Here is a 25,067-nt window from a genome sequence, read left to right on the forward strand (position 1 = left end):
AATGTTTATTTCTCAAGCTCACGCAGCAGCAGAAGGTGCACCAGCAGGCGGCGGTTTCGAAATGCTTATCATGCTAGGTATGTTCGCTGTGATCTTCTACTTCATGATCTATCGTCCACAAGCGAAACGTGTTAAAGAGCACAAGAACCTTATGTCTTCTATGGGCAAAGGCGACGAAGTTCTTACAAGCGGCGGCCTAATTGGCAAGATCACTAAGATTGCTGAAGACAGCGACTACGTTGCTATCGAACTGAATGCAAACAACGAAGTCGTTATCAAAAAAGACTTCGTTACAGCAGTGCTACCAAAAGGTACTCTGAAATCTCTATAAACAGCTAGAGGATCCTCGCTGTGCTAAACCGTTATCCGTTATGGAAGTATTTGATGGTGGTGTTTGCCATTGCTATCACTGCGCTATACGCACTTCCAAATATATACGGTGAAGATCCGGCAGTTCAAGTTACAGGGGCGCGTGGCGCCTCTGTAGATCTGTCTACGCTGGATGTTGTCACCAATGCTCTTGAAGCAGAGAGCCTTTCTACTAAATCCGTTGCTTTAGAAAACGGTTCCATTCTTGTTCGCTTTAACGATACAGATACGCAAATTAGCGCCCGTGATATCATCACAGAGGCACTAGGCGATGACGTTATCGTTGCTTTAAACTTAGCAGCTTCAACTCCTGATTGGCTTGAATCTATTGGTGCTGCACCAATGAAACTGGGTCTTGACCTACGTGGTGGTGTTCACTTCTTAATGGAAGTGGATATGGACGCTGCAATGGAAAAGCTCGTTGGCCAACAAGAAGAAGCGTTCCGCAGCGAACTTCGTGAAGAAAAAATTCGTTACCGTGCAATTCGCCCATCGGGTAAAGATGCCGTTGAAGTGCTTCTGCGTAACGAAGAGCAGCTTGCTGAAGCGAAATCGTTACTGCAATCTCAACACCAAGATATGACGTTCGTAGATTCTGCATCTAACGGTCGTTTCTCTTTGGTGGCTAACTTCACTGAAACTCGCCTTCAAGAAATCCGCAACTACGCGGTAGAGCAAAACATTACCATTCTACGTAACCGTGTTAACGAACTTGGTGTAGCTGAGCCTTTGGTTCAACGTCAAGGTGCTAGCCGTATCGTAGTGGAATTGCCAGGTGTTCAAGACACGGCTCGCGCTAAAGAAATTTTAGGCGCAACCGCGACTCTTGAATTCCGTGAAGTCGATAGCAGTGCAGATTTAGCTGCAGCCGCTTCTGGTCGTGCTCCTGCGGGGAGTGAAATCAAGCAAGATCGTGATGGTCGTCCTGTGGTACTTGAGAAGCGCGTTATCTTAGGCGGTTCAAGTATTACTGATGCAAGCTCTAGTGTTGATGAGTATGGTCGTCCACAAGTTAACATCTCGTTAGACAGCGAAGGTGGTAGCAAGATGTCGGCTTTCTCTAAAAAGAACATCGGCAAGCTAATGGCTACCGTGTTTGCTGAGTACAAAGACAGTGGTCGTAAAACACCTGAAGGTCGAGTTATCTTAAGTAAGCACGAAGAGGTGATTAACCAAGCGACAATTCAATCAGCGCTTGGTCGTAACTTCCGTATTACTGGTATCGACTCAACGGCTGAAGCTCATAACTTGGCACTTCTATTGCGTGCGGGTGCTCTGATTGCGCCTATCTCGATTGTAGAAGAACGTACGATTGGTCCATCTATGGGTCAACAAAACATCGATATGGGTATTATGGCGATGGTTTGGGGTATGGCTGCAGTTATGCTATTTACGCTGCTTTACTACCGTAGTTTTGGTCTGATTGCGAACATTGCGCTAATGGCTAACTTGGTGTTGATTATCGGTGTAATGTCGATGATTCCGGGGGCGACTATGACCCTGCCAGGTATTGCTGGTATCGTATTGACGGTCGGTATGGCGGTTGATGCCAACGTTCTGATCTTTGAGCGTATACGTGAAGAGCTTCGAGATGGACGCAGTCCACAACAAGCGATTCACCAAGGTTACGCGAACGCATTTAGCACTATCGCCGATGCCAATATCACCACACTACTAACAGCAATCATTCTATTTGCTGTCGGTACCGGTGCGATTAAAGGTTTCGCGGTAACGTTATCAATTGGTATCTTGACTTCAATGTTTACAGCTATTGTCGGAACACGTTGCATCGTGAACCTGATGTATGGCGGTAAACGCGTTAAGAAACTGTCGATCTAAGGCTAGGAATTAATATGTTTCAGATTCTAAAAGCAGAAAAAATGATCGACTTTATGCGTTGGTCAAAATTTGCCTTTGTATTTTCTATCTTGATGATTGGTACTGCCATCTTTACCTTAACAACGAAATCGTTGAACTGGGGGTTAGATTTTACAGGCGGTACTCTAATTGAAGTCGGTTTTGAGCAACCTGCAAACCTACCCGATATCCGTAGCTCACTAGAGGCTGAAGGCTTCGGAGATGCAACGGTACAGAACTTTGGGTCGGCACGTGAGGTTATGGTTCGCTTACGCCCGCGTGACGGTGTTGCAGGCGAAACGCTTGGTAACCAGATTCTGGCTGCAATTAAAGACGGTACTGGTGAGCAAGTTGAAATGCGCCGTATCGAGTTCGTAGGCCCTAACGTGGGTGATGAACTAACAGAAGCTGGTGGCCTTGCTATCATCGTTTCTCTTATCTGTATATTGATCTACGTATCAGTGCGATTTGAATGGCGTTTGGCAGCGGGTGCGGTATTAGCACTTGCGCACGATGTTATCATCACACTTGGTGTGTTCTCTCTAATGCAAATTGAGGTGGATCTAACCATCGTAGCAGCCTTGCTAACGGTAGTCGGTTACTCCCTCAACGATACCATCGTTGTATTCGACCGTATTCGTGAGAACTTCCGTAAGATGCGTAAAGGTGAAGCGCCTGAAGTACTGAACAACTCAATCACACAAACATTGAGCCGTACATTGATCACTTCTGGTACAACGCTATTCGTAGTTATCGCACTGTTTGTACAGGGCGGTGCTATGATTCACGGCTTCGCAACCGCACTTCTGTTAGGTATTACGGTTGGTACTTACTCTTCTATCTACGTTGCATCAGCACTGGCTATGAAGTTGGGTATTACACGTGAGCACCTAATGCCACCACAAGTGGAAAAAGAAGGTGAAGAGTTTGAAGAAATGCCTTAGGCCTTGGCTTAACAAGTTTCGGTAAACCAAAAAAACCGCTAGGCAACTAGCGGTTTTTTTTACGTCTGCATTTTGTGGGGAAGCTCAATGCAATTTATCGGCTGTACCTAATGTAACTAAGAACCATCCTTCTCGTATCTTTGAATCGCAGGTACAAAAAAGCCTCGCACTAGTAGCGAGGCTTTGGAATTTCTATGTGTCCTTGAAACAGGGAGCGTTAACGTAAGGTCTGAATTACTTCAGCATACCTTCGTTAGCGTTCTCACGAACGTGCTTAAGAATAGACTTAACACCACGTGCGCTTGAAGCAACAACGTTACCAGAAGTCATGTAATCAGTACCGCCAGCAAAGTCAGTCATGATAGCACCAGCTTCACGAGCGATTAGATCGCCAGCAGCTAGATCCCATGGCTTAAGGCCTAGTTCTAGGTAACCATCAACACGGCCAGCTGCTAGGTAACATAGGTCAAGAGCAGGAGAACCTGTACGACGGAAATCAGCACAGTCGATGAATAGACCAGAGATGATCTTCATGAAAGATTCAGAGTGTTGTTTTTGCTTGAATGGGAAACCAGTCGCTAGAACAGTACCTTGAAGGTCTTTTAGTTGAGTAACACGCATACGAGCGTTGTTAAGCTGTGCGCCAGCGCCACGTTGAGCGGTGAATAGCTCATTTAGCATTGGGTCATAAACACAAGCAACTTCTGTACGGCCGTTCATGCGAACTGCGATAGATACAGAGAAATGAGGGAAACCTTTTACAAAGTTGTTGGTGCCATCTAGTGGGTCAACGATCCATTGTACGTCCGAGTCTTTACCTTCAGTTAGGCCTTTCTCTTCAGAAATAATGCTGTGCTCTGGGTAAGATGCTTTGATTGTCTCAATGATCATGTACTCAGCTTCTTCAGCAATGTTAGTAACGTAATCGTTGTTACCTTTCAAAGACGTTTCGATCTTATCTGTTGTTTCTAGAGATTTTGCAATATGGTTGCCAGCTTTACGCGCAGCGCGTATCGCAATGTTTAGCATTGGATGCATATGGTTTTTCCCACAAGATGTTAAAGAACAATTTAAAGCGGCGGCGAGTATACCAAAGTTTCCGTAAAAAGGAAGTGGTTGTTTTTTGAACTCTTGAATTCACATTCCGCGAAGGGCCTGATCATTTTACTTTGCTATGTGTTAATATCTCGCGATTAATTTTAAAGTGGTGTCATATAGCATGTTAGACAATGTAAAAGTCGTTCTGGTCGGTACGTCTCATTCGGGAAATATCGGCTCAGCAGCTCGCGCAATGAAAGTGATGGGGTTGAGTCAATTAGTTCTTGTAGACCCTCAATGTGAAGTTGACGAGCAGACCTTAGCACTGGCTGCTGGTGCTGGTGACATCGCAGAAAACGCGGCCATTGTTTCTACTCTAGAAGAAGCAGTAAAAGACTGTGGTTTGGTTGTAGGCTCAAGTGCTCGTTCTCGTACGCTTGAGTGGCCAATGCTTGAGCCTCGCGAGTGTGGCGAAAAGTTTGCAGTTGAAGGTCAAAAACATCCAGTCGCATTAGTGTTCGGTCGTGAACGTACAGGCTTAACGAATGATGAATTGCAGAAATGTCACTATCACGTATGTATCCCTGCTAACCCAGAGTACAGCTCATTAAACCTAGCGATGGCGGTACAGACTCTGAGCTACGAAGTTCGTGTTGCACACCTTGATATGGTGGCTAGCCAATATCAGCCACAACAACAAGATGAATACCCTCGTCACGAAGAGCTAGAAATGTTCTACGAGCACCTTGAAAAAGTGATCATTGAGACCCAATTTATCTCTAAGGATAAGCCTGGTCAGGTGATGAATAAGCTACGTCGTATGTTCAGCCGAGCACGACCAGAATTGCAAGAAATCAACACTCTACGTGGTATTTTGACTTCAATAGAGAAGAGTAAAAGCGACAAATAAATCCCACATAATATTTAAGGATGAATACTTGACCAATTTAGTCAGTTAAATACTTGACCAATTTAGTCAAGTATGGGAAAATTCCAACCACATAAACAATGTGGATACGGTGTGATATGAAACTTACATCTAAAGGAAGATATGCGGTAACAGCTATGCTAGATGTAGCACTGCATTCGCAAAAAAGCCCGGTTCCTCTGGCTGATATTTCAGAGCGACAAGGCATATCGTTATCTTACTTAGAACAACTGTTTTCTAAGTTACGTAAAGCTGGTTTAGTTGCTAGTGTTCGTGGTCCTGGCGGCGGTTACCGTTTAGGTGCTGAAGCAAGCGACATCGCTGTCGGAACTGTGATTGCCGCAGTGGACGAATCCGTTGATGCAACTAAATGTCACGGTCGAGCAGATTGCCAAGGTGGTAGTCGTTGTTTAACTCATACCCTATGGCGTGATTTAAGCTCCCGAATCAGTAGCTTCTTAAATGACATTACGCTCGGTGAGCTAATGAAAGATAACGAAGTTTTAGAAACTTCTGACCGTCAAGATATCGATCTTGCGGTTAATAATGGTTTTGCACATAAGAATACGAGCACTACAACGATTAGTGCAGCACCTCACGGTGTTAATGCCCGCTCTTAGCGGTCAGTTTTTACATTGGAGTAGAAAATGAAACTGCCTATTTATTTTGACTATTCAGCTACATGCCCAGTCGATCCACGTGTTGCTGAAAAAATGGTTCAGTGTATGACGATTGACGGTAACTTCGGTAACCCTGCATCTCGTTCACACCGTTACGGCTGGCAGGCAGAAGAATCAGTAGATAATGCTCGTGAGCAAATTGCCGATTTACTGAATGCAGATCCACGTGAAATTGTTTTCACATCGGGTGCTACAGAGTCAGATAACCTTGCTATCAAAGGTGCTGCGCACTTTTACGAGAAGAAAGGTAAGCACGTAATCACGTGCAAAACAGAACACAAAGCGGTTCTTGATCCATGTCGCCAACTAGAACGTGAAGGTTTTGAGGTAACTTACCTTGAACCTGAAGCAAACGGCATCATCGATCTAGACAAGCTACAAGCTGCAATGCGCGAAGATACTGTTTTAGTTTCTATCATGCATGTAAATAACGAGATTGGTGTCATCCAAGATATCTCTGCAATCGGCGAACTATGTCGCTCACGTAAGATCGTCTTCCACGTTGATGCGGCTCAGTCTGCGGGTAAAATTCCACTAGACGTACAAGAGATGAAAGTTGACTTAATCTCACTTTCAGCTCACAAAATGTATGGCCCTAAAGGTATCGGTGCACTTTACGTTCGTCGTAAGCCACGTATTCGTCTTGAAGCGCAAATGCACGGCGGCGGTCATGAGCGTGGTTTCCGTTCAGGTACGCTTGCTACTCACCAAATAGTGGGTATGGGCGAAGCTTGTGCTGTTGCTAAGCAAGACATGCAGAAAGATTACGATCACGCATTAGTACTTCGTGAGCGCCTATTGAAAGGGGTTCAAGATCTAGAAGCGGTAACGGTAAACGGTGACCTAGACCAACGTGTACCACACAACCTAAACGTGAGCTTTGCTTTCGTTGAAGGTGAGTCTCTGCTGATGTCTCTAAAAGACCTAGCGGTATCATCAGGTTCAGCGTGTACATCAGCAAGCTTAGAACCTTCATACGTTCTACGTGCTCTTGGTCTAAACGACGAACTAGCACACAGTTCTGTACGTTTCTCATTCGGCCGTTTTACTACGGAAGAAGAAATCGACTACGCGATTGCACAAATTCGTGTAGCGGTAAACAAATTACGCGACATGTCTCCTCTATGGGATATGTATAAAGAAGGGATTGATTTGAACACTGTTGAGTGGGCTCATCACTAATCTCACGGAACTAGAGGATTCGAGGTAACTATCATGGCATATAGCGAAAAAGTAATTGATCACTACGAAAACCCACGTAACGTAGGTTCGTTTGATAAAGAAGACCCAAGTATTGGTAGCGGCATGGTTGGCGCACCAGCTTGTGGTGACGTAATGAAACTGCAAATCAAAGTATCTGCAGAAGGTATTATTGAAGACGCAAAATTCAAAACTTACGGTTGCGGTAGCGCAATCGCTTCTAGCTCACTAGTAACTGAGTGGGTTAAAGGTAAAAGTGTTGATGAAGCAGCGGCTATCAAAAACTCTGAAATTGCAGAAGAGCTAGAGCTACCACCAGTGAAAGTTCACTGTTCAATTCTTGCTGAAGACGCAATCAAAGCAGCTGTTGCGGATTACAAAAAGAAGCGTTAATCGTTTCATTAAGTAATCACGAAAAATAAGCAATATTTGGGAGTATCCTTTGTGCTCCCCCTGAGTTCTCAATTTATATAAAACACAAGGTTGTAGTATGGCCATCACCATGACAGATACGGCAGCAAGCCGAGTTCAAGCTTTCCTAGATAACCGAGGTAAAGGTATCGGGTTACGCTTAGCGGTAAAAACGACTGGCTGTTCGGGTATGGCGTATGTACTAGAATTCGTTGACGAGCTTAACGAAGAAGACGAAGTGTTCGAGCATTCAGGTGTGAAGGTTATCATTGATCCAAAGAGCCTAGTCTACCTAGACGGTACTGAGCTTGATTATGTCAAAGAAGGCCTAAACGAAGGTTTTGAATTCAACAACCCTAATGCCAAAGGCGAATGTGGTTGTGGTGAGAGCTTCAACGTATAAACACTTCGATCGTTAAGCGTTTATTGTGAGCGAAGAATAAAATTAGGCTTTGTTTAAAAAGCCTAAACTTAGGACCACCGTTAAATGAATCATTTCGAATTATTTGGGCTACCACTTCAGTTTCAACTGGATGGTAGCCTTCTTTCTTCTCAGTTTAGAGATCTACAACGCCAATTCCACCCTGATAAATTTGCTACAGCTTCTGAGCGTGATCGCTTATTGGCCGTGCAAAAAGCGGCACAAATCAATGATGCGTATCAGGTGTTGAAGAATCCAATCAGCCGTGCTGAATACCTGTTGATTCAACACGGTGAGGATATTCGCGGCGAGCAGCAAACCATGCAAGATCCATTGTTTCTGATGGAGCAGATGGAGTTGCGTGAAGAGCTTGAAGATATTGCCGACAGTTCTAACCCTGAAGATGCATTATTAGCATTTGAAGGAAAGGTTAGCAAAATGTATAAACAACAATTAAGTGCTATCCAACAAGAACTCGACAGCGAAGCTTGGCTAGATGCAGCAGACCGAGTAAGAAAGCTTAAGTTTATTGCAAAATTAAAGAATGAAATTGAGCTAGTTGAAGATCGTCTGATCGGCTAGTTTGTATAACAAGGACACATCCATGGCACTACTTCAGATAGCAGAACCAGGGCAAAGCGCCGCTCCTCACCAGCACAAGCTTGCTGTGGGTATTGATTTAGGTACAACAAACTCATTGGTTGCGGCAGTGCGCAGTGGTGAGGCGAGCACACTCGTGGACCAACAAGGCCGCAGTATTTTGCCTTCCGTTGTTCACTATCAGTCAGAGTCATACACAACTGGTGATGAAGCGCGTGCAAGTGCACAGACTGATCCTAAAAATACCATTATCTCAGTAAAGCGATTAATCGGTCGTTCACTGTCAGATATTCAACAGCGATACCCATCTCTGCCATATCAATTTGAAGAAAGTGATAATGGTTTGCCTGTGATTCGCACAGAGCAAGGTAACAAGAACCCAATTCAAGTATCTGCAGATATTCTGCGAGCGCTAGGCCAACGTGCTGAGTCCACGTTAGGTGGAGAGCTCTCTGGTGCTGTGATTACCGTTCCTGCGTATTTTGATGATGCACAACGTGCAGGTACTAAAGACGCAGCACAGCTTGCTGGTCTCCATGTTTTACGTCTTTTGAATGAACCAACGGCTGCAGCCATTGCGTACGGATTAGATTCAGGTAGAGAAGGGATCATTGCCGTTTACGACTTAGGTGGTGGTACGTTTGATATCTCTATCTTACGCCTATCGAAAGGCGTCTTTGAAGTACTTGCAACGGGTGGCGACTCTGCATTAGGTGGTGATGATTTTGACCATTTAGTCGCGGAGCACTTTCAAGAGAAAATGGGCTTATCAGTACTAACAGCAGAACAGAATCGTATTCTGCTAGATGCAGCAACAGAAGCGAAGATTGGCTTATCTGAAGCTGAAAGTGTTGATGTTGAAGTGCTTGGTTGGTCTGGTTCATTAACTCGTGAAGAGTTTGAAGAGATCATCAAGCCGCTGGTTAAGAAAACACTGCTTTCGTGCCGTCGTGCACTGAAAGATGCGGAAGTTGACGCGGACGAAGTTCTCGAAGTGGTCATGGTTGGTGGTTCTACTCGCACATTGCTTGTACGTGAAATGGTCGGTGACTTCTTTGGTCGTACACCACTAACCAGCATTAACCCTGATGAAGTGGTTGCGATTGGCGCATCGATTCAAGCGGATATCTTGGTCGGCAATAAGCCTGATTCTGAAATGTTATTACTGGATGTTATCCCGCTTTCCTTAGGTATTGAAACCATGGGCGGTTTGGTTGAAAAAATCATCCCTCGTAATACCACGATCCCTGTGGCTCGCGCACAAGAGTTTACCACGTTCAAAGACGGTCAAACTGCAATGACAGTGCACACCGTGCAAGGTGAACGTGAAATGGTTGACGACTGTCGTTCACTGGCTCGTTTTGCTCTAAAAGGCATTCCCCCAATGACAGCGGGAGCGGCGCACATTCGTGTGACTTACCAAGTGGATGCTGATGGTCTATTATCGGTTACCGCTATGGAGAAGAGCACTGGCGTTCAAGCAGAAATCCAGGTTAAACCTTCTTACGGCCTAAGCGACGACGAAGTGTCTAACATGCTGAAAGACTCGATGACGTTTGCCAAAGAAGACATGCAAGCACGTGCTCTTGCGGAACAACGCGTAGAAGCTGATCGTGTTATCGAAGGCTTGATTGCTGCAATGCAAGCTGATGGTGACGAGCTCCTAGATGAACAAGGGAAACAGCAACTTGTTCAAGCGATTGAAGTGTTGATTGAAGTGCGTAATGGCGACAATGCTGATGCCATTGAACTAGAAATTAAGAATATCGACAAAGCGAGCCAAGACTTTGCTTCTCGTCGTATGGATAAATCAATTCGTGCTGCACTGTCAGGTCAGTCAGTCGATAATATTTAATAGTTAGAGAATAGATAAGCATGCCAAAGATTATTGTTTTACCTCACGAAGAACTATGTCCAGAGGGCGCTGTTTTAGAAGCAAAAACTGGCGAAACGGTTCTTGATGTTGCATTGAAGGCCGGTATTGGTATTGAACACGCGTGTGAAAAGTCATGCGCCTGCACTACATGTCATGTTGTGATTCGCGAAGGCTTCGATTCTTTAGAAGAGAGTGATGACCTAGAAGACGACATGCTGGATAAAGCATGGGGCTTAGAAATGGAATCTCGCCTTGGTTGCCAAGCTAAAATGGCTGATACAGACCTAGTTGTTGAGATTCCAAAGTACACATTGAACCTAGCGTCTGAAGATCACTAAGAACTTCTCTGCAGTTATGGTGGTTTCGCCATGACTGAGATAACGGTTTAACAAAACTGACCTAAAGTATAGATCATAAAGGTGACAGAGCGTCGCTGATAAATATAAGGAAGTGTTATGAGCTTGAAGTGGATTGATTCGCGAGATATCGCAATTGAACTATGTGATTTGTACCCAGATACTGATCCTAAAACGGTACGTTTTACCGATTTACATCAGTGGGTGCTAGACCTTGAAGAGTTTGATGACGAGCCTAATCACTCTAATGAGAAAATCTTAGAGGCGATTATTTTGTGCTGGATGGATGAGATGGACTAAGCCTCTTGTCTGATGATTTGGTCGTGGGTTGGGATCTGTCCAATATAAAACGCAGCCAAGTTAACAATTCTTACTAAAAAAGCGGACCTTATGGTCCGTTTTTTATCAAAATGACATTTTACTTCTACATAATGCTAACATCAGTGCGCTAATAAAAAATAACCGAGCCACTCAAGCAAGGTGGTTCATGACAAGGAGAAATCATGTCTACACAGATGTCTGTATTTTTAAGTCAAGAAGCTGCCCAGCCTCAGTGGGGAGAAAGAGCTATTTTATCGTTCTCTGAAGCGGGATCGACAATTCATATTGGCGAAGGCCACGATTTAGGCGCGGTTCAACGTGCTGGTCGTACGCTTGATGGACAAGGTATTGCATTCGTATCACTTCGTGGTGAAGGTTGGGATCTCGAAAGTGTTTGGGCTTTTTATCAAGGCTACCGTGGACCAAAGAAAAAGAATGCATTGGAGTGGGATGCACTTTCAGAAGCCGACCAAGCTGAACTAGAGGCTCGCATTCGTTCTACTGATTGGACTCGTGACATTATCAACAAAACCGCTGAAGAAGTGGCACCTCGTCAATTAGCGACGATGGCTGCCGAATACATCAAGTCAGTGGCTCCTACGGGCACAGTTAAAGCGAAAATCGTTAAAGACAAAGACCTACTAACCGAAGGTTGGGAAGGCATCTACGCGGTAGGTCGTGGCTCTGAACGCACATCTGCGATGCTTCAACTGGACTTCAACCCAACCGGTGATGAAAACGCGCCGGTATTTGCTTGTTTAGTCGGTAAAGGTATCACTTTCGATTCAGGCGGCTACAGCATTAAGCCTGGTCAATTCATGACTGCAATGAAGGCTGACATGGGCGGCGCGGCAACCATTACGGGTGGTCTAGGCCTTGCGATTGAGCGTGGCTTAAACAAGCGTATCAAACTTATCTTATGCTGTGCAGAGAATATGATCTCTGGCCGTGCGTTGAAGCTTGGTGACATCATTACCTACAAAAATGGTAAGACGGTTGAGATCATGAATACTGATGCGGAAGGCCGCTTGGTTCTTGCTGATGGTTTGATGTACGCAAGTGCACAAAACCCAGAGCTGATCATCGACTGCGCAACACTAACCGGTGCGGCTAAAAACGCATTAGGTAACGACTACCACGCGCTATTAAGCTTCGATGATGAGCTGTCTCATCAAGCACTAACGGCGGCAAACCAAGAGAAAGAGGGCCTTTGGCCACTACCTCTTGCTGATTTCCACCGTGGTATGTTGCCTTCTAACTTTGCTGATCTCTCAAACATAAGCTCAGGGGATTACTCTCCGGGTGCAAGTACAGCAGCTGCGTTCCTTTCTTACTTTGTTGATGACTACAAAAAAGGTTGGATTCATATGGACTGCGCGGGTACTTACCGTAAGTCTGCAAGTGATAAATGGTCGGCAGGTGCGACTGGTATGGGTGTCCGTACTCTGGCTCGTCTTCTTATCGACCAAGCAAAATAATAATAAGAGTGTGCGGTATTTAATGCCGCTTATTCATAACACTAAGATCGAATGATCTCAGTACTTTCAGTATTTAATAACAAAAAATGAAGTGAAGGAATCCCTATGGCTCTAGAAAGAACGTTCTCAATTGTTAAGCCTGATGCAGTTAAGCGTAACCTTGTTGGTGAAATCTACCACCGTATCGAGAAAGCAGGTCTAGAAATTATTGCTGCTAAAATGGTTCGTCTAACTGAAGAGCAAGCGAGTGGCTTCTACGCAGAACATGAAGGTAAAGAGTTCTTTGGACCACTTAAAGAGTTCATGACTTCTGGCCCTATTATGGTTCAAGTGCTTGAAGGCGAAAACGCGATCGCTCGTTACCGTGAACTTATGGGAAAAACTAACCCAGAACAAGCGGCTTGCGGTACTATCCGTGCTGACTACGCAATCAGCATGCGTTACAACTCAGTACACGGCAGCGACAGCCCCGAGTCTGCAGCTCGCGAAATCGAATTCTTCTTCCCAGAATCTGAAATTTGCCCGCGTCCTGCTGAGTAAGCAGACAACAGTAAGTATCAATAAAGGCTTCACTTCGGTGAAGCCTTTTTTGTAAGTGGTTTTACGTTACTCCCGAAACTACGAAGAAGTGCAGTCGGGAATATTTTCTTTAAATTGGGTAATCTCAGGCCAATAAATTAAATTGTTCAAGTTTTAATCGCTTAAGTTTGAATGTCTTAATAAACACAGGGTTTTACAATGCTTGTTGAAGTTGCGTAAAGCCTGTACAATTCGCGCCCTTAATTATTGTTCCGTCATTGAGAGGCATCATGACCACAGCTAAAGTCAATCTACTCGATTTTGATCGTAAAGGTCTTCGTCAATTTTTCGCAGAAGAACTGAATGAGAAAGCGTTTCGAGCAGAGCAGGTGATGAAGTGGATTTATCATTTCGGTGTTGATGACTTCGAAAAAATGAACAACATCAACAAAAAGTTACGTGAAAAACTTGAGCGTCGTTGTGAGATTGTTGCACCAGTTGTTTCAGAAGCTCAACACTCTTCAGACGGCACAATTAAATGGGCAATGAGCGTTGGCGATCAAGATGTTGAAACCGTATACATCCCAGATGGTGACCGTGCGACGTTATGTGTATCGTCTCAAGTTGGTTGTGCGCTTGAATGTAAATTCTGTTCTACTGCTCAACAAGGCTTTAACCGTAACTTAAAAGTTTCAGAGATCGTTGGCCAAATCTGGCGTGCATCTCGTGAAATAGGCCTCGAGAAAGAAACTGGCCGTCGCCCAATTACTAACGTCGTAATGATGGGGATGGGTGAGCCACTGCTAAACATGAAGAACCTAATGCCGTCATTAGAAATCATGCTTGATGATCTAGGTTTCGCACTGTCTAAGCGTCGTGTAACCGTATCAACTTCTGGTGTTGTTTCTGGCCTTGACCAAATGACAGATAACATTGATGTTGCGTTGGCTATCTCTCTACACGCGCCAAACGATGCACTACGTAGCCAGATCATGCCGATTAATGATCGTTGGGATATTCAAGATTTCCTAGCGTCTGTTCGTCGTTACATTGCTTCTTCAAATGCTAACCGCGGTAAAGTAACGGTTGAGTACGTTTTATTGGATCATGTGAATGATGATATGGACCATGCTCGTGAGCTTGCAGAGTTAATGAAAGACACGCCGTGTAAGGTTAATTTAATTCCATTTAACCCTTACCCGGGATCGCCTTATAAGAAGCCAAGCAACTCTCGTATTGATCGCTTCCAAAAAACATTAATGGAATACAATTATACCGTAACCGTTCGTAAAACTCGTGGTGATGACATTGATGCCGCATGTGGGCAGTTAGTGGGTGATGTGATTGATAGAACCAAGCGCACTAAAATGATCAAAGCCGCATCAGAAGCGAACTTGATTGCAGGTGGTGTGATTGAAGTAAAAGCGGTATAAAAGATAGTTGAACTTAAACAAGCCAGAAGCATTACTTCTGGCTTGTTGCTTTTCAGGGGGAGAGGTTTTGTCATTTTGAGCTTCTTCTCTGTACTTTCTTACACTTTTCGTCAAATTTTGGACAAAAGCATGAGCTGACGGTAAATTTTGTTTAAAGTGTTTTTGCCTTGCAATGGCATTAGCTTATGATTAAATAACCTTAAATTAATTTAAGTGCTCGCTTGTTACTAATCATCAATATGTCTATTTAGGTTGGCTACTTGATAAACTAGCTTCCTGAGAGGATCATTCATAATATTATGAGTGATGTTCGTCTTTAAGGGTTGATGATTTAGGTAACAAGACAAATTTCACATAAAGTGGGTTGCTAGATTGAGCTTAAACGATAATAAAAATGCTCTCATCAACCTGCGATAATCTTTAGAAGTTCACTTTTTATGAACACAGAACACGATACAAAAACACAAGAAACCGTTGCTCCAGCTTTGGAGGCGGGGACGCTTCTCAAAAATAAACGCGAGTCTCTTGGTCTTACACAAAAACAGATCTCTGATCGCTTAAAGCTTCGCGTTACTTTGATACAACAAATCGAAGAAAACCAATTTGAGTCAGATCAAGTGGCGACTTTCATGCGTGGTTACATTCGCTCATACGCGAAATACGTCAACCTTGATGAAAAAGTTGTACTGAGCGCACTTCACCATGCAGGTGATGCTCAACATCAAGAACAAGAAATGTTGAGCTTTTCTCGTAAAACAAAAACCGAGAAGCACAACAGTCGCATTATGTTGCTGACTTGGAGTATCTTCGCTGTTATTGCTGGTATCTCTTCATTGTGGTGGTGGCAGAATCAACAACAAGACACTTTATCTCAATCTCTGGTCAATGCTGAGAGCCCAGAAGAGCTGGTGGTTGAAGAGCCGCTTACTCCTGAGTTAGATTCATTAGCCGTTATCGAAAGTGTTGATGTTCTTACCGTGGTTAGTGCTGCTGAATCTTCAGATACAGTCACGCAAGTTGAAGAAACCCAAGCAGCTGCAGAGGTTGACTCTGTTGTTGCTGAACCAGAAGCTGTAACTCCCGAATCTGTAGCTAATCAGCTCGTTATGCAATTTTCTGCTGATTGTTGGATTCAAGTAAAAGATGCGGCAGGCAAGACTTTGTCTACCGGTATCAAAAAAGCAGGTCAGACACTCAATCTTTCAGGAACGGCGCCATACAAAGTGATTCTAGGTGCACCTGAGGGCGTATCGATGACATTTGCAAGTGAACCTGTCGACCTTTCTGGGTATACTTCAGGCAAAGTAGCTAGAATAACCTTACCTTAGAGTTAATATGCAACACGAATCTCCTATTATTCGTCGCAAATCAACCCGTATTTATGTGGGTGATGTGCCGATCGGTGATGGTGCGCCAATTGCTGTGCAATCCATGACCAACACAAGAACAACTGATGTAGCCGCGACCGTGGCTCAAATTCGAGCTTTGGAAAAAGTTGGCGCTGATATCGTTCGCGTATCTGTACCAACTATGGATGCCGCTGAAGCGTTTAAGCTAATTAAGCAGCAAGTTTCTATTCCTTTGGTTGCTGATATCCATTTTGATTATCGTATTGCCCTTAAAGTGGCAGAATATGGCGTAGATTGTCTGCGTATCAACCCCGGTAATATCGGTAACGAAAGCCGTATCCGCTCTGTTGTGGATTGCGCTCGCGATATGAATATTCCGATTCGTATTGGTGTTAACGGCGGCTCTCTTGAAAAAGAGATCCAAGAGAAATACACAGAGCCTACAGCAGAAGCGCTTGTTGAATCCGCGATGCGTCATGTAGATATCCTAGACCGTCTGAACTTTGATCAGTTTAAAGTCAGCGTTAAGGCCTCGGATGTATTCTTAGCCGTCGGTTCTTATCGCTTGCTTGCCAAACAGATTGACCAACCACTTCATCTTGGTATTACCGAAGCGGGCGGTGCTCGTGCTGGTTCTGTGAAATCAGCCGTCGGTTTAGGTATGTTATTGTCTGAAGGTATCGGCGATACGCTGCGTATCTCACTCGCGGCGGATCCTGTTGAAGAGATAAAAGTCGGCTTTGATATTCTTAAATCTTTGCGCATTCGTTCGCGTGGCATCAACTTTATTGCGTGCCCGAGTTGTTCTCGCCAAGAGTTCGATGTTATTAACACCGTTAACGCTCTTGAAGAGCGCTTAGAAGACGTTATTACCCCAATGGATGTATCAATCATCGGTTGTGTGGTTAACGGCCCAGGTGAAGCCGAAGTGTCTCATTTAGGTCTAGCGGGTAGTGCACGTAAGAGTGCCTTCTATGAAGACGGTAAGCGTCAGAAAGAGCGTTTTGACAACGATGACCTTGTCGACAAGCTTGAAGCGAAGATCCGAGCAAAAGCATCGGTGCTTGATAAAGCAAATCGCATTGATGTAGAAAATTTAGAAGATTAATACAACACGATGAGGTGTGATTGTCTATTCGCACTAACATCTGGTCGTGAGAAATTACGGAATAAATACTGTGGCTAAAAATATTCAAGCAATTCGAGGCATGAACGACTGCCTTCCAACTCAATCACCACTGTGGCAAAAAGTAGAAAGCGCAGTTAAAAACGTGGTGAGCGCATACGGTTACAACGAAGTACGTATGCCTATCGTTGAAGAAACAAACCTATTTAGCCGTGCAGTTGGTGAAGAGACAGACGTTGTTTCTAAAGAGATGTACACCTTTGACGACCGCAATGGCGATAGCCTAACGCTGCGTCCAGAAGGCACAGCAGGTTGTGTACGTTCATGTATTCAAAATAGCCTTATCAACCGTGATGAACAGCGCCTATGGTACATGGGCCCTATGTTCCGTCACGAGCGTCCTCAAAAAGGTCGTTACCGTCAATTCCACCAATGTGGTGTTGAAGTGTTTGGCCTAGACGGTCCAGACGTTGACGCAGAACTTATCATGATGACAGCACGTCTATGGCGTGAGCTAGGCATCGATAAGCACGTTCGCCTAGAGCTGAACTCAATCGGTTCTCAAGAAGATCGCGTAAGCTACCGCACTGCGTTAGTGGCTTTCCTTGAGCAACATATTGATGTGCTTGACGAAGACTGCAAACGTCGTATGCATACTAACCCTCTACGTGTACTAGATACTAAGAACCCTGATGTTCAAGCTATCTTAGGTGACGCACCTCGACTATCTGAATATCTAGGTGAAGAATCGAAGCAACATTTTGCTGGTTTGTGTGAACTTCTTGACGCTGTTGGTATCGAATACCAAGTTAATGAGCGTCTAGTACGTGGTTTAGATTACTACAACCGTACCGTATTTGAGTGGATCACCGACAGCCTTGGTGCACAAGGTACTGTATGTGGTGGTGGTCGCTACGATGGTCTTGTTGAGCAACTAGGCGGCAAAGCAACTAATGCGGTTGGTTTTGCAATGGGTCTAGAGCGTTTGGTTCTGATGATGGAAACGCTAGAACTAACAGAAGTTCGCCGTAGCGTTGACGTATACATGGTTGCTGCTGGTGAAGGTACAATGATCGCGGGCATGCAGTTAGCGAATCAATTACGCGACAACCTAGAAGGTGTACGCGTGATGAACCATTTCGGTGGCGGTAACTTCAAGAAGCAATTCAAGCGTGCTGACAAAGTAGGTGCTGTTGTGGCACTCGTGCTTGGTGAGAACGAAGTTGCTGACAATACTGTCGTGCTAAAAGATTTGGTTGGCGGCGTGCAAGAAACCGTGTCTCAAACGGAAGTTGCAGAGAAAGTGGCTGCGCTAATCTAAACCATTGAGCAAACGCTCATAATGAATACTAACGTCAGCACTATGCTGGCGTTTAAAGAATTAAAGAGGACAGGAAGTGGAACTTTACGATAGCGAAGAGCAACAAGTTGAAGCCATTAAAGATTGGTGGAAAGAGAACGGTAAGGCCGTAATCTTTGGTGCAGTTATTGGTTTAGGTGGTCTATTTGGTTGGCGCTATTACCAAGATTCAGTCGTCGAAGCGCGTGAAGCTGCTTCGGAAAGCTACACTTCTGTAATTTCAGCGCTTGATGCTAAAGGCGTTGCGGCTCAATCTGATATTCAAGCTTTCATCGACGCAAACAAAGACGCTGAGTACTCAGTACTTGCTGCAATGCAACTTGCAAAAGCACAAGTACAAGCAGGTGAGCTTTCAGGTGCGCTTGAACAGCTTGAGTGGGCAAAATCGGCAACGAAGGATGCGGCACTTGAACCTCTGCTTACTTACCGTATTGCACGCATTAAAGCTGAGCAAGGTGAATTTGACGCAGCACTGACTGAGCTTGCTGCAATGACAGACGAATCTTGGAAAGGCCGTGTTGCGGAACTGCGTGGTGATATCTCACTTCGTAAAGGCGACACTGACGCAGCATATAGTGCTTATACAGAAGCACAGCAAGCTGTTGATGCGAGCCAAACGCTTCAAATCAAACTTGACGACCTAGCTAAATAAGGCGCTTTGAATGAAGAAGATGTTTCCAAAAGCGGCGTTGTATGCGATTGCTCTTGGCCTATTAGCTGGCTGTGCGGGTGAAGAAGACACCGTAATTATGGCGCCAGTACCAACAGTAAATAGCGAGTTCACTCCCAAACAGGAGTGGTCTACGTCGGTTGGTGATGGTGTTGGTCACTACTTTTCCAAATTGACGCCAGAGCTTGCTTACGACAAAGTGTTTGTCGCGAGCCGTGACGGTATTGTCAAAGCGCTAGCCCCCGAAACGGGGGAAAAGTTGTGGGAAAATGATCTTGAAAAAGAAGTGATCGCACGCTTATCTGGTGGCCTAACAGCAGCTTACGGCAAAGTGTTCTTAGGTTCTGAAAATGGCGAAGTGATCGCGTTAGACGAATCGACCGGTGAAGAGCTATGGCGTGTGTCAGTGAATGGTGAGGTGCTTGCATCACCTGTGACTGAAAACAACATGGTTATTGTGCATACCAGTCGGGGCATGTTGATCGCGTTAGATCAAGACAAGGGTGATCAAAAGTGGGCCATCAGCACTGAAGTACCAAGCCTAACACTACGTGGTGATAGCACACCAGTAGCGGTTTCTGGTGGTGTATTCTGGGGCACCGCAAATGGTCGTCTAGCAGCTGCTATCGTGGACCGTGGTCAGCTTATTTGGCAACAGCCAGTCGGCACGCCAAAAGGTGCAACCGAAATCGATCGTTTAGTAGATGTTGATGCATCTCCGGTTGTTCTTGGAGGCACCCTGTATACAGTGGGTATCAATGGTCAGCTAATCGCTATCGATCTCCGCTCTGGCAAGCCCGTTTGGAAACGTAACTACTCGTCAGCGATAGACTTAGCGAGTGATGGCAGTCGTTTGTTTGTGGTTACAGACAAAGATCATGTGGTTGCGGTTGATGCTCGTAGTGGTACTGAACTTTGGAGCACTCCATTGTTAGAAAACCGTCTACTAACGGCTCCTGCTATTATTAACGGTTATGTAGTTGTCGGTGATACGGAAGGTTACCTGCACTGGTTGGATCGTTCATCTGGTGAATTTGTTGCTCAACAGCTAGTCGATGATAGCGGCTTTGCGGTTGCACCAATTGAAATGCCTGAAGGCTACTTAGTGACGACTCGCAATGGCGATGTAAAGAAACTAACGATTAGCAAATAAAAGCGTGATATAATTCACAATCGGCTCCTGGTTGGTAACAGCTAGGAGCCGTTTTGTTGTTATAAATTAATAAACCATGTGGTTATAGGTAAGAGTTTAAACTTGCGAACAAGAGTTTACCTATAACTACATTTAGAGAAGAAATTGTAGAGGTTGTTATGGTACCTGTTGTTGCTCTAGTAGGGCGTCCGAACGTAGGTAAATCTACGTTATTTAACCGATTGACTCGAACTCGTGATGCATTGGTTGCGGATTTTCCTGGCTTAACGCGTGACCGTAAATATGGCCATGCTCATTTTAGTGAGCATGAGTTTATTGTTATCGACACTGGTGGTATCGACGGTACTGAAGATGGTGTTGAAACTAAAATGGCTGAACAGTCGCTAGCGGCGATTGACGAGGCTGATGTTGTCCTATTTATGGTAGATGGCCGTGCGGGCCTAACACCTTCAGATGTGGCAATTGCTAAGCACCTTCGTCAGCTAGAAAAGCCTTCAATGCTAGTAGTAAACAAGGTGGATGGTATCGACCCTGATGCTGCAAGTGCTGACTTTTGGCAACTAGGCGTAGAAGACATGTACCAAATCGCGGCAGCGCACGGTCGTGGTGTAACAGCGCTGATTGACCTTGCTCTTAACCCATTCGCAGAAGCGCTAAAAGCTGAGAATGGTGAAGTAAGCGATTTAACAGAGTTTGAAGACGAAGAAGAAGAGCAAGTTGATTTCACTGAAGAAGAGGCTGAAGAAGAGTTCCAGCGCCTTCAAGATCAACCAATTAAGTTAGCGATCATTGGTCGTCCTAACGTAGGTAAATCAACACTCACCAACCGTATTCTTGGTGAAGAGCGCGTAGTTGTTTATGATATGCCAGGTACAACTCGCGATTCTATTTATATTCCAATGCAGCGTGATGAGCGTGAATACGTTCTAATTGATACTGCGGGTGTTCGTCGTCGTAAAAACATCAATGAAACCGTAGAAAAGTTCTCTGTAGTAAAAACATTGAAAGCGATTGAAGATGCTAACGTTGTATTGCTGCTTATTGATGCCCGTGAAAATATCTCGGATCAAGATCTAAGCTTGTTAGGCTTTGCATTGAACGCGGGTCGTTCAATCGTGATTGCAGTAAACAAATGGGATGGCCTAGATAGCGACGTTAAAGATCGCGTTAAGAAAGAGCTAGACCGTCGTTTAGGTTTCGTCGATTTCGCACGTATTCACTTTATTTCTGCACTTCACGGTACAGGAGTTGGTCACTTGTTTGAGTCTGTTCAAGAGGCTTACAAGTCAGCGACGACTCGTGTTGGTACTTCTGTTCTAACTCGTATCATGAAAATGGCGACTGATGATCACCAACCGCCGATGGTTCGTGGCCGTCGCGTGAAACTGAAATACGCGCACGCTGGTGGCTATAACCCACCGATTATCGTTATCCACGGTAACCAAGTACGTAACTTGCCAGATTCATACAAGCGATTCTTGATGAACTACTACCGTCGTTCACTAGAGATTATGGGTACACCAATTCGCATTCAATTCCAGAACAGCGAGAACCCATTTGAGGCTAAGACAAACAAGCTAACAGTCTCTCAAGAACGTAAACGTAAGCGTATGATGAGCATGATGAAAGGTCGTAAGTAGCTCTTTCTAATAAATTTGATACCCGAGCCTGTCTCGGGTATTTTTTTAAGCAAAATTTACGTTAATCCATAATTAGTTCCTCTGTATCGCTATGGATTAACGAACCAGATTAGATTCCAGAAGAAGAACGATATGACAACTAGCGATTTGATCACACAAGCTGAAGTAATCACACCAACCATCACTCAATTTTGCCATCAGATTTGGCAGCTCAACGCAAAGGCGCTGCACGTTGAAAGTGACGACAGCAAAACTTACCTGATCACCGACGTAACACCTTTCCACCCAGTGAGTCATATTTGGCCCGATCACCCGGCAGACCAAGGCTTTGTCACTGTTGATGATGACGTGCAATATCCAGTTGAAGATTGCCTTGTGGGAGCAATAGAACAATCTACTGGAAAACTTTGTATCGCAGCAGATATTCCTGTTAAGCGTGATGCTGAAGGCTGGGTATTTGTTGTTGTCCATCAGTTATCGGCATCAGCTTCTATGATTAATATTCACGACGAAATCGTGTTGTCGGTTGATAAAGAGTACCAATCCAGCCTTAGCCGAGGTCACAGCGCAGGTCACATTGCTTCCTTAGCGCTGAATAAAGTATTAGCAGAGAGTTACTGGCGCAAAGATGCCGACAGAAAAGATCCGCTCGGCAGCTATGACTTTAATAGTTACGCTCAAATGACGAGCTTTGTGACTCAAGAGTTGTGTACCGACAAGTATCGCTTGGGTAAAACTCTGAAGAAACGGGGCTTGAACGTTGCAGACCTGCTAGCAAACCTTGATGGCATTGAAACTGATATCAATCAGATGATTTCTGGCTGGCTTGCAGAGCCGACGCCAGTAGCAATGAGACTGGAAGGCGAGGCATTAACAGACTCTCGTTACTGGGAGTGGCAGTTGGATGCTGATACTTTAGTGTCTATACCGTGTGGTGGCACTCACATTGAGAATACGTCAGAGCTTAAGGCATTGTCCGTTAAGTTAACCCAGTTAGATGACCAGCACATTGAAATGCTGACGCATGTAATTCGATGATTCAGATTACAGATCGAAATCACTTATGCTGTTTTATTTATTTTTAAATGTCACCTTCAATATAAATGACTATTTAAAATTGAAATGCAGCACATGTAACTTATGCTTTCGGTGTGTGGTGATATAAATATTCTTTTTAGGGTAGATCGCTGATCAAAACAGATAAAGCAAAAGATCAACCTATGATCTTCGGTTTTCTGTCGTACTCATTTAGTCTGCCAATAGCAACTAATACGATCTTGCACAAGAACTATCTGCGCCAAAATATATAATTGAAAGCACTGACGAATGACGCAACAATCTGTCTTAGAAGCCTATCGAGAATTAAAGAGTTTGTTTCGAAAGCTACATAAGCTTCATCAGTAGTAGATTATAAAAATAGTAGTAAATTAGGAAGTGCTAATGAGTGAAAATATCTGCCCTAAATGCCAATCTGAGCTCGCTTGGGATGGCAAGTATCACTGTGAAAGTTGTCAGGCTCACTTTACTAAAGTTGGGTTTTGCCCTGAGTGCAGCAGCCAACTTGAGAAGCTTCAAGCCTGTGGCGCGGCGAGCTATTTTTGCAACGGTGATTGCAACGAGTTGAAATCAAAGTCGAGAGTAAAATTCGAATTTCAACCAGCGGAATAGCCTTAAATTCATGGTTTGAACGACTATCGGTAATGTTATACCAGAGACTCAATACTAAAGTGTTGGGTCTTTTTTGTATCTGAAGAACAGGAATGTGTCATCTTGGTTCATTCCCACCGTCACTGCACCAGCATGAAACATAGTTACATAATTACTATGCACATTATTGGTGTGATTTGTTTTTAAATTCTATTAATACAATAAGTTATAAATTTATTGACCAAATTTTAAGTTTGGCACTCTTTTTGTAACTCTGTAATTGGATAACAAAAATACAATTATGGAGTAACAATCATGAACAAGGTGTTCAATTTATCGCTAGCTGCACTGTGTACAACACTTTCATTTTCTTCTGCATCAGTACTTGCGGCTGACGAGACCATCAAGGTCGGTGTTCTACACTCACTCTCTGGCACCATGGCGATCAGTGAGACAACGCTAAAAGATACCGTGCTAATGCTCATCGAAGAGCAGAACAAAAAGGGCGGTTTGCTTGGTAAGAAGCTAGAACCTGTCGTGGTTGACCCTGCGTCAAACTGGCCGCTATTTGCTGAGAAAGCGCGTGAGCTTATCGAAAAAGAGAAAGTGGATGTGGTGTTCGGTGGTTGGACATCGGTATCACGTAAATCGATGTTGCCTGTCTTTGAAGAACTCAACAGCATCCTTTTCTACCCAGTACAGTATGAAGGTGAAGAGTCTTCTAAAAACGTTTTCTACACCGGTGCCGCGCCAAACCAACAAGCGATCCCAGCAGTGGATTACTTGATGGAAGAGCTTGAAGTTGAACGTTGGGTACTTGCAGGTACCGATTACGTTTATCCACGTACCACCAATAAGATCTTAGAGGCCTACCTAAAAGATAAAGGTGTCGCCGAAGAAGACATCATGATCAACTACACACCGTTTGGTCATTCTGATTGGCAATCTATTGTTTCAGATATCAAAAAGTTCGGCGAAGCCGGTAAGAAAACCGCAGTGGTTTCTACTGTCAACGGCGATGCGAACGTTCCTTTCTATAAAGAGTTAGGCGCTCAAGGCATTTCATCTGAAGACATCCCAGTTATTGCATTCTCTGTCGGTGAAGAAGAACTGTCAGGTATGGACACTGAACCACTGGTAGGTCACCTAGCGGCATGGAACTACTTCATGAGTGTTGATACCGAAGCCAATGAAGAGTTCGTTGAAACGTGGCAGTCGTTCATCAAGAGTGAAAAGCGTGTCACCAATGACCCAATGGAAGCGCACTATGTTGGCTTCAATATGTGGGCTCAAGCGGTCACTAATGCGGGCACAACCGATCCTGAATCTGTGCAAGATGCCTTGATTGGCGTGTCTGTACCTAACCTTTCTGGCGGCTACTCTACCATGCTGCCAAACCACCACATTACTAAACCAGTCCTGATCGGTGAAATCCAAGACGATGGTCAATTCGATATCGTTTGGGAAACCACTGGACTAGTGGCGGGTGATGCTTGGTCGAGTTACTTACCTGAATCGGCAAAACTGTTCTCTAGCTGGTCGAAGCCATTCTCATGTGGTGCGTTTAACGTCGAAACCAAGAAGTGTTCTGGCGGTAACTAGATCGTCAATTCAGGAATATTGAGCCTTCCGGTTTGGGAAGAACGCGTCTGTTTAACGGGCGAAGCGAACGGAAGGCTCATCGTTTCAGG

The 25,067-nt window shown here is 44.5% G+C and carries 25 protein-coding genes; 24 read left to right on the forward strand and 1 reads right to left on the reverse strand.

Translation table 11 applies throughout. From position 1 onward, the window contains the following. Position 1: 1 nt before the first annotated feature. Genes yajC through secF form a run of 3 tightly spaced genes read left to right on the forward strand, consistent with a single transcriptional unit; the run spans position 2 to position 3,170 of the window. The gene (gene yajC / locus WR49_RS07910; RefSeq protein ID WP_010440492.1) at positions 2-331 is read left to right on the forward strand and encodes a preprotein translocase subunit YajC; all 330 of its coding nucleotides are present in this window, start codon (positions 2-4) and stop codon (positions 329-331) included. A 20-nt stretch (positions 332-351) separates the two neighbouring features. Continuing rightward, positions 352-2,208, forward strand: a complete 1,857-nt coding sequence (secD, locus tag WR49_RS07915; RefSeq protein WP_077680742.1) for a protein translocase subunit SecD — start codon at positions 352-354, stop codon at positions 2,206-2,208. A gap of 14 nt (positions 2,209-2,222) precedes the next feature. Beyond that, entirely contained in the window at positions 2,223-3,170 is a 948-nt protein-coding gene (secF, locus tag WR49_RS07920) for a protein translocase subunit SecF (RefSeq protein ID WP_017056180.1), read from the forward strand. Positions 3,171-3,404: 234 nt separating this feature from the next. Here secF and suhB read toward each other — a convergent pair whose 3' ends face one another. Then, on the reverse strand, positions 3,405-4,208 hold the full coding sequence (gene suhB / locus WR49_RS07925; RefSeq protein WP_017056181.1) for an inositol-1-monophosphatase: 804 nt from the start codon (positions 4,206-4,208) through the stop codon (positions 3,405-3,407). A gap of 181 nt (positions 4,209-4,389) precedes the next feature. Between suhB and trmJ the strand changes: the two genes are divergently transcribed. The 21 genes from trmJ (at position 4,390) to urtA (ending at position 24,978) form a co-directional block, all read left to right on the forward strand. Further along, positions 4,390-5,118, forward strand: coding sequence for a tRNA (cytosine(32)/uridine(32)-2'-O)-methyltransferase TrmJ (gene trmJ, locus WR49_RS07930; RefSeq protein WP_046223646.1), 729 nt, complete (start codon positions 4,390-4,392; stop codon positions 5,116-5,118). 116 nt (positions 5,119-5,234) lie between these two features. Next, entirely contained in the window at positions 5,235-5,756 is a 522-nt protein-coding gene (gene iscR, locus WR49_RS07935) for a Fe-S cluster assembly transcriptional regulator IscR (RefSeq protein WP_029626962.1), read from the forward strand. Between the two features lie 27 nt (positions 5,757-5,783). Beyond that, complete coding sequence (locus WR49_RS07940; RefSeq protein ID WP_017056184.1) at positions 5,784-6,998, forward strand: IscS subfamily cysteine desulfurase; 1,215 nt, start codon at positions 5,784-5,786, stop codon at positions 6,996-6,998. Between the two features lie 33 nt (positions 6,999-7,031). Continuing rightward, positions 7,032-7,409 carry a Fe-S cluster assembly scaffold IscU gene (gene iscU / locus WR49_RS07945; RefSeq protein WP_017056185.1) on the forward strand — a complete coding sequence of 126 codons (378 nt, stop codon included), beginning with the start codon at positions 7,032-7,034 and terminating at the stop codon, positions 7,407-7,409. A 97-nt stretch (positions 7,410-7,506) separates the two neighbouring features. Beyond that, positions 7,507-7,830 carry an iron-sulfur cluster assembly protein IscA gene (gene iscA / locus WR49_RS07950; protein ID WP_010440519.1) on the forward strand — a complete coding sequence of 108 codons (324 nt, stop codon included), beginning with the start codon at positions 7,507-7,509 and terminating at the stop codon, positions 7,828-7,830. Positions 7,831-7,914: 84 nt separating this feature from the next. Continuing rightward, entirely contained in the window at positions 7,915-8,430 is a 516-nt protein-coding gene (gene hscB / locus WR49_RS07955) for a co-chaperone HscB (RefSeq protein WP_046223647.1), read from the forward strand. 22 nt (positions 8,431-8,452) lie between these two features. Then, positions 8,453-10,303, forward strand: a complete 1,851-nt coding sequence (gene hscA, locus WR49_RS07960; protein WP_017056187.1) for a Fe-S protein assembly chaperone HscA — start codon at positions 8,453-8,455, stop codon at positions 10,301-10,303. A gap of 20 nt (positions 10,304-10,323) precedes the next feature. Further along, on the forward strand, positions 10,324-10,662 hold the full coding sequence (fdx, locus tag WR49_RS07965) for an ISC system 2Fe-2S type ferredoxin (protein ID WP_017056188.1): 339 nt from the start codon (positions 10,324-10,326) through the stop codon (positions 10,660-10,662). Between the two features lie 117 nt (positions 10,663-10,779). Continuing rightward, positions 10,780-10,980, forward strand: coding sequence for a Fe-S cluster assembly protein IscX (gene iscX / locus WR49_RS07970; protein ID WP_004740335.1), 201 nt, complete (start codon positions 10,780-10,782; stop codon positions 10,978-10,980). Positions 10,981-11,183: 203 nt separating this feature from the next. Continuing rightward, positions 11,184-12,479 (forward strand): aminopeptidase PepB, encoded by a 1,296-nt coding sequence (gene pepB / locus WR49_RS07975; protein ID WP_046223648.1) that lies wholly within the window; start codon positions 11,184-11,186, stop codon positions 12,477-12,479. Between the two features lie 105 nt (positions 12,480-12,584). Next, positions 12,585-13,019, forward strand: coding sequence for a nucleoside-diphosphate kinase (gene ndk, locus WR49_RS07980; protein ID WP_017056190.1), 435 nt, complete (start codon positions 12,585-12,587; stop codon positions 13,017-13,019). Between the two features lie 269 nt (positions 13,020-13,288). Further along, positions 13,289-14,431: a bifunctional tRNA (adenosine(37)-C2)-methyltransferase TrmG/ribosomal RNA large subunit methyltransferase RlmN gene (locus WR49_RS07985; RefSeq protein WP_017056191.1), complete on the forward strand. Its 1,143-nt coding sequence runs from the start codon at positions 13,289-13,291 to the stop codon at positions 14,429-14,431. 437 nt (positions 14,432-14,868) lie between these two features. Continuing rightward, a complete protein-coding gene (locus WR49_RS07990; protein WP_046223649.1) occupies positions 14,869-15,759 on the forward strand; it encodes a RodZ domain-containing protein in 891 nt (296 codons plus the stop codon). Between the two features lie 7 nt (positions 15,760-15,766). After that, the gene (gene ispG, locus WR49_RS07995; RefSeq protein ID WP_046223650.1) at positions 15,767-16,888 is read left to right on the forward strand and encodes a flavodoxin-dependent (E)-4-hydroxy-3-methylbut-2-enyl-diphosphate synthase; all 1,122 of its coding nucleotides are present in this window, start codon (positions 15,767-15,769) and stop codon (positions 16,886-16,888) included. 70 nt (positions 16,889-16,958) lie between these two features. Next, positions 16,959-18,227, forward strand: coding sequence for a histidine--tRNA ligase (hisS, locus tag WR49_RS08000; protein ID WP_017056194.1), 1,269 nt, complete (start codon positions 16,959-16,961; stop codon positions 18,225-18,227). Between the two features lie 76 nt (positions 18,228-18,303). Further along, positions 18,304-18,918: a YfgM family protein gene (locus tag WR49_RS08005; RefSeq protein ID WP_046223651.1), complete on the forward strand. Its 615-nt coding sequence runs from the start codon at positions 18,304-18,306 to the stop codon at positions 18,916-18,918. Positions 18,919-18,928: 10 nt separating this feature from the next. Then, positions 18,929-20,089: an outer membrane protein assembly factor BamB gene (bamB, locus tag WR49_RS08010; protein WP_046223652.1), complete on the forward strand. Its 1,161-nt coding sequence runs from the start codon at positions 18,929-18,931 to the stop codon at positions 20,087-20,089. Positions 20,090-20,247: 158 nt separating this feature from the next. Then, a complete protein-coding gene (der, locus tag WR49_RS08015; RefSeq protein WP_017056197.1) occupies positions 20,248-21,729 on the forward strand; it encodes a ribosome biogenesis GTPase Der in 1,482 nt (493 codons plus the stop codon). Between the two features lie 132 nt (positions 21,730-21,861). Beyond that, positions 21,862-22,767, forward strand: a complete 906-nt coding sequence (locus WR49_RS08020; RefSeq protein WP_046223653.1) for a metal-dependent hydrolase — start codon at positions 21,862-21,864, stop codon at positions 22,765-22,767. A 402-nt stretch (positions 22,768-23,169) separates the two neighbouring features. Then, positions 23,170-23,397 carry a zinc ribbon domain-containing protein gene (locus WR49_RS08025; RefSeq protein WP_017056199.1) on the forward strand — a complete coding sequence of 76 codons (228 nt, stop codon included), beginning with the start codon at positions 23,170-23,172 and terminating at the stop codon, positions 23,395-23,397. 294 nt (positions 23,398-23,691) lie between these two features. Beyond that, a complete protein-coding gene (urtA, locus tag WR49_RS08030; RefSeq protein WP_017629853.1) occupies positions 23,692-24,978 on the forward strand; it encodes an urea ABC transporter substrate-binding protein in 1,287 nt (428 codons plus the stop codon). Positions 24,979-25,067 lie beyond the last annotated feature (89 nt).

Origin of the sequence: Vibrio sp. ECSMB14106 (assembly GCF_000972265.1) — a bacterium.
Lineage (GTDB): Bacteria > Pseudomonadota > Gammaproteobacteria > Enterobacterales > Vibrionaceae > Vibrio > Vibrio kanaloae.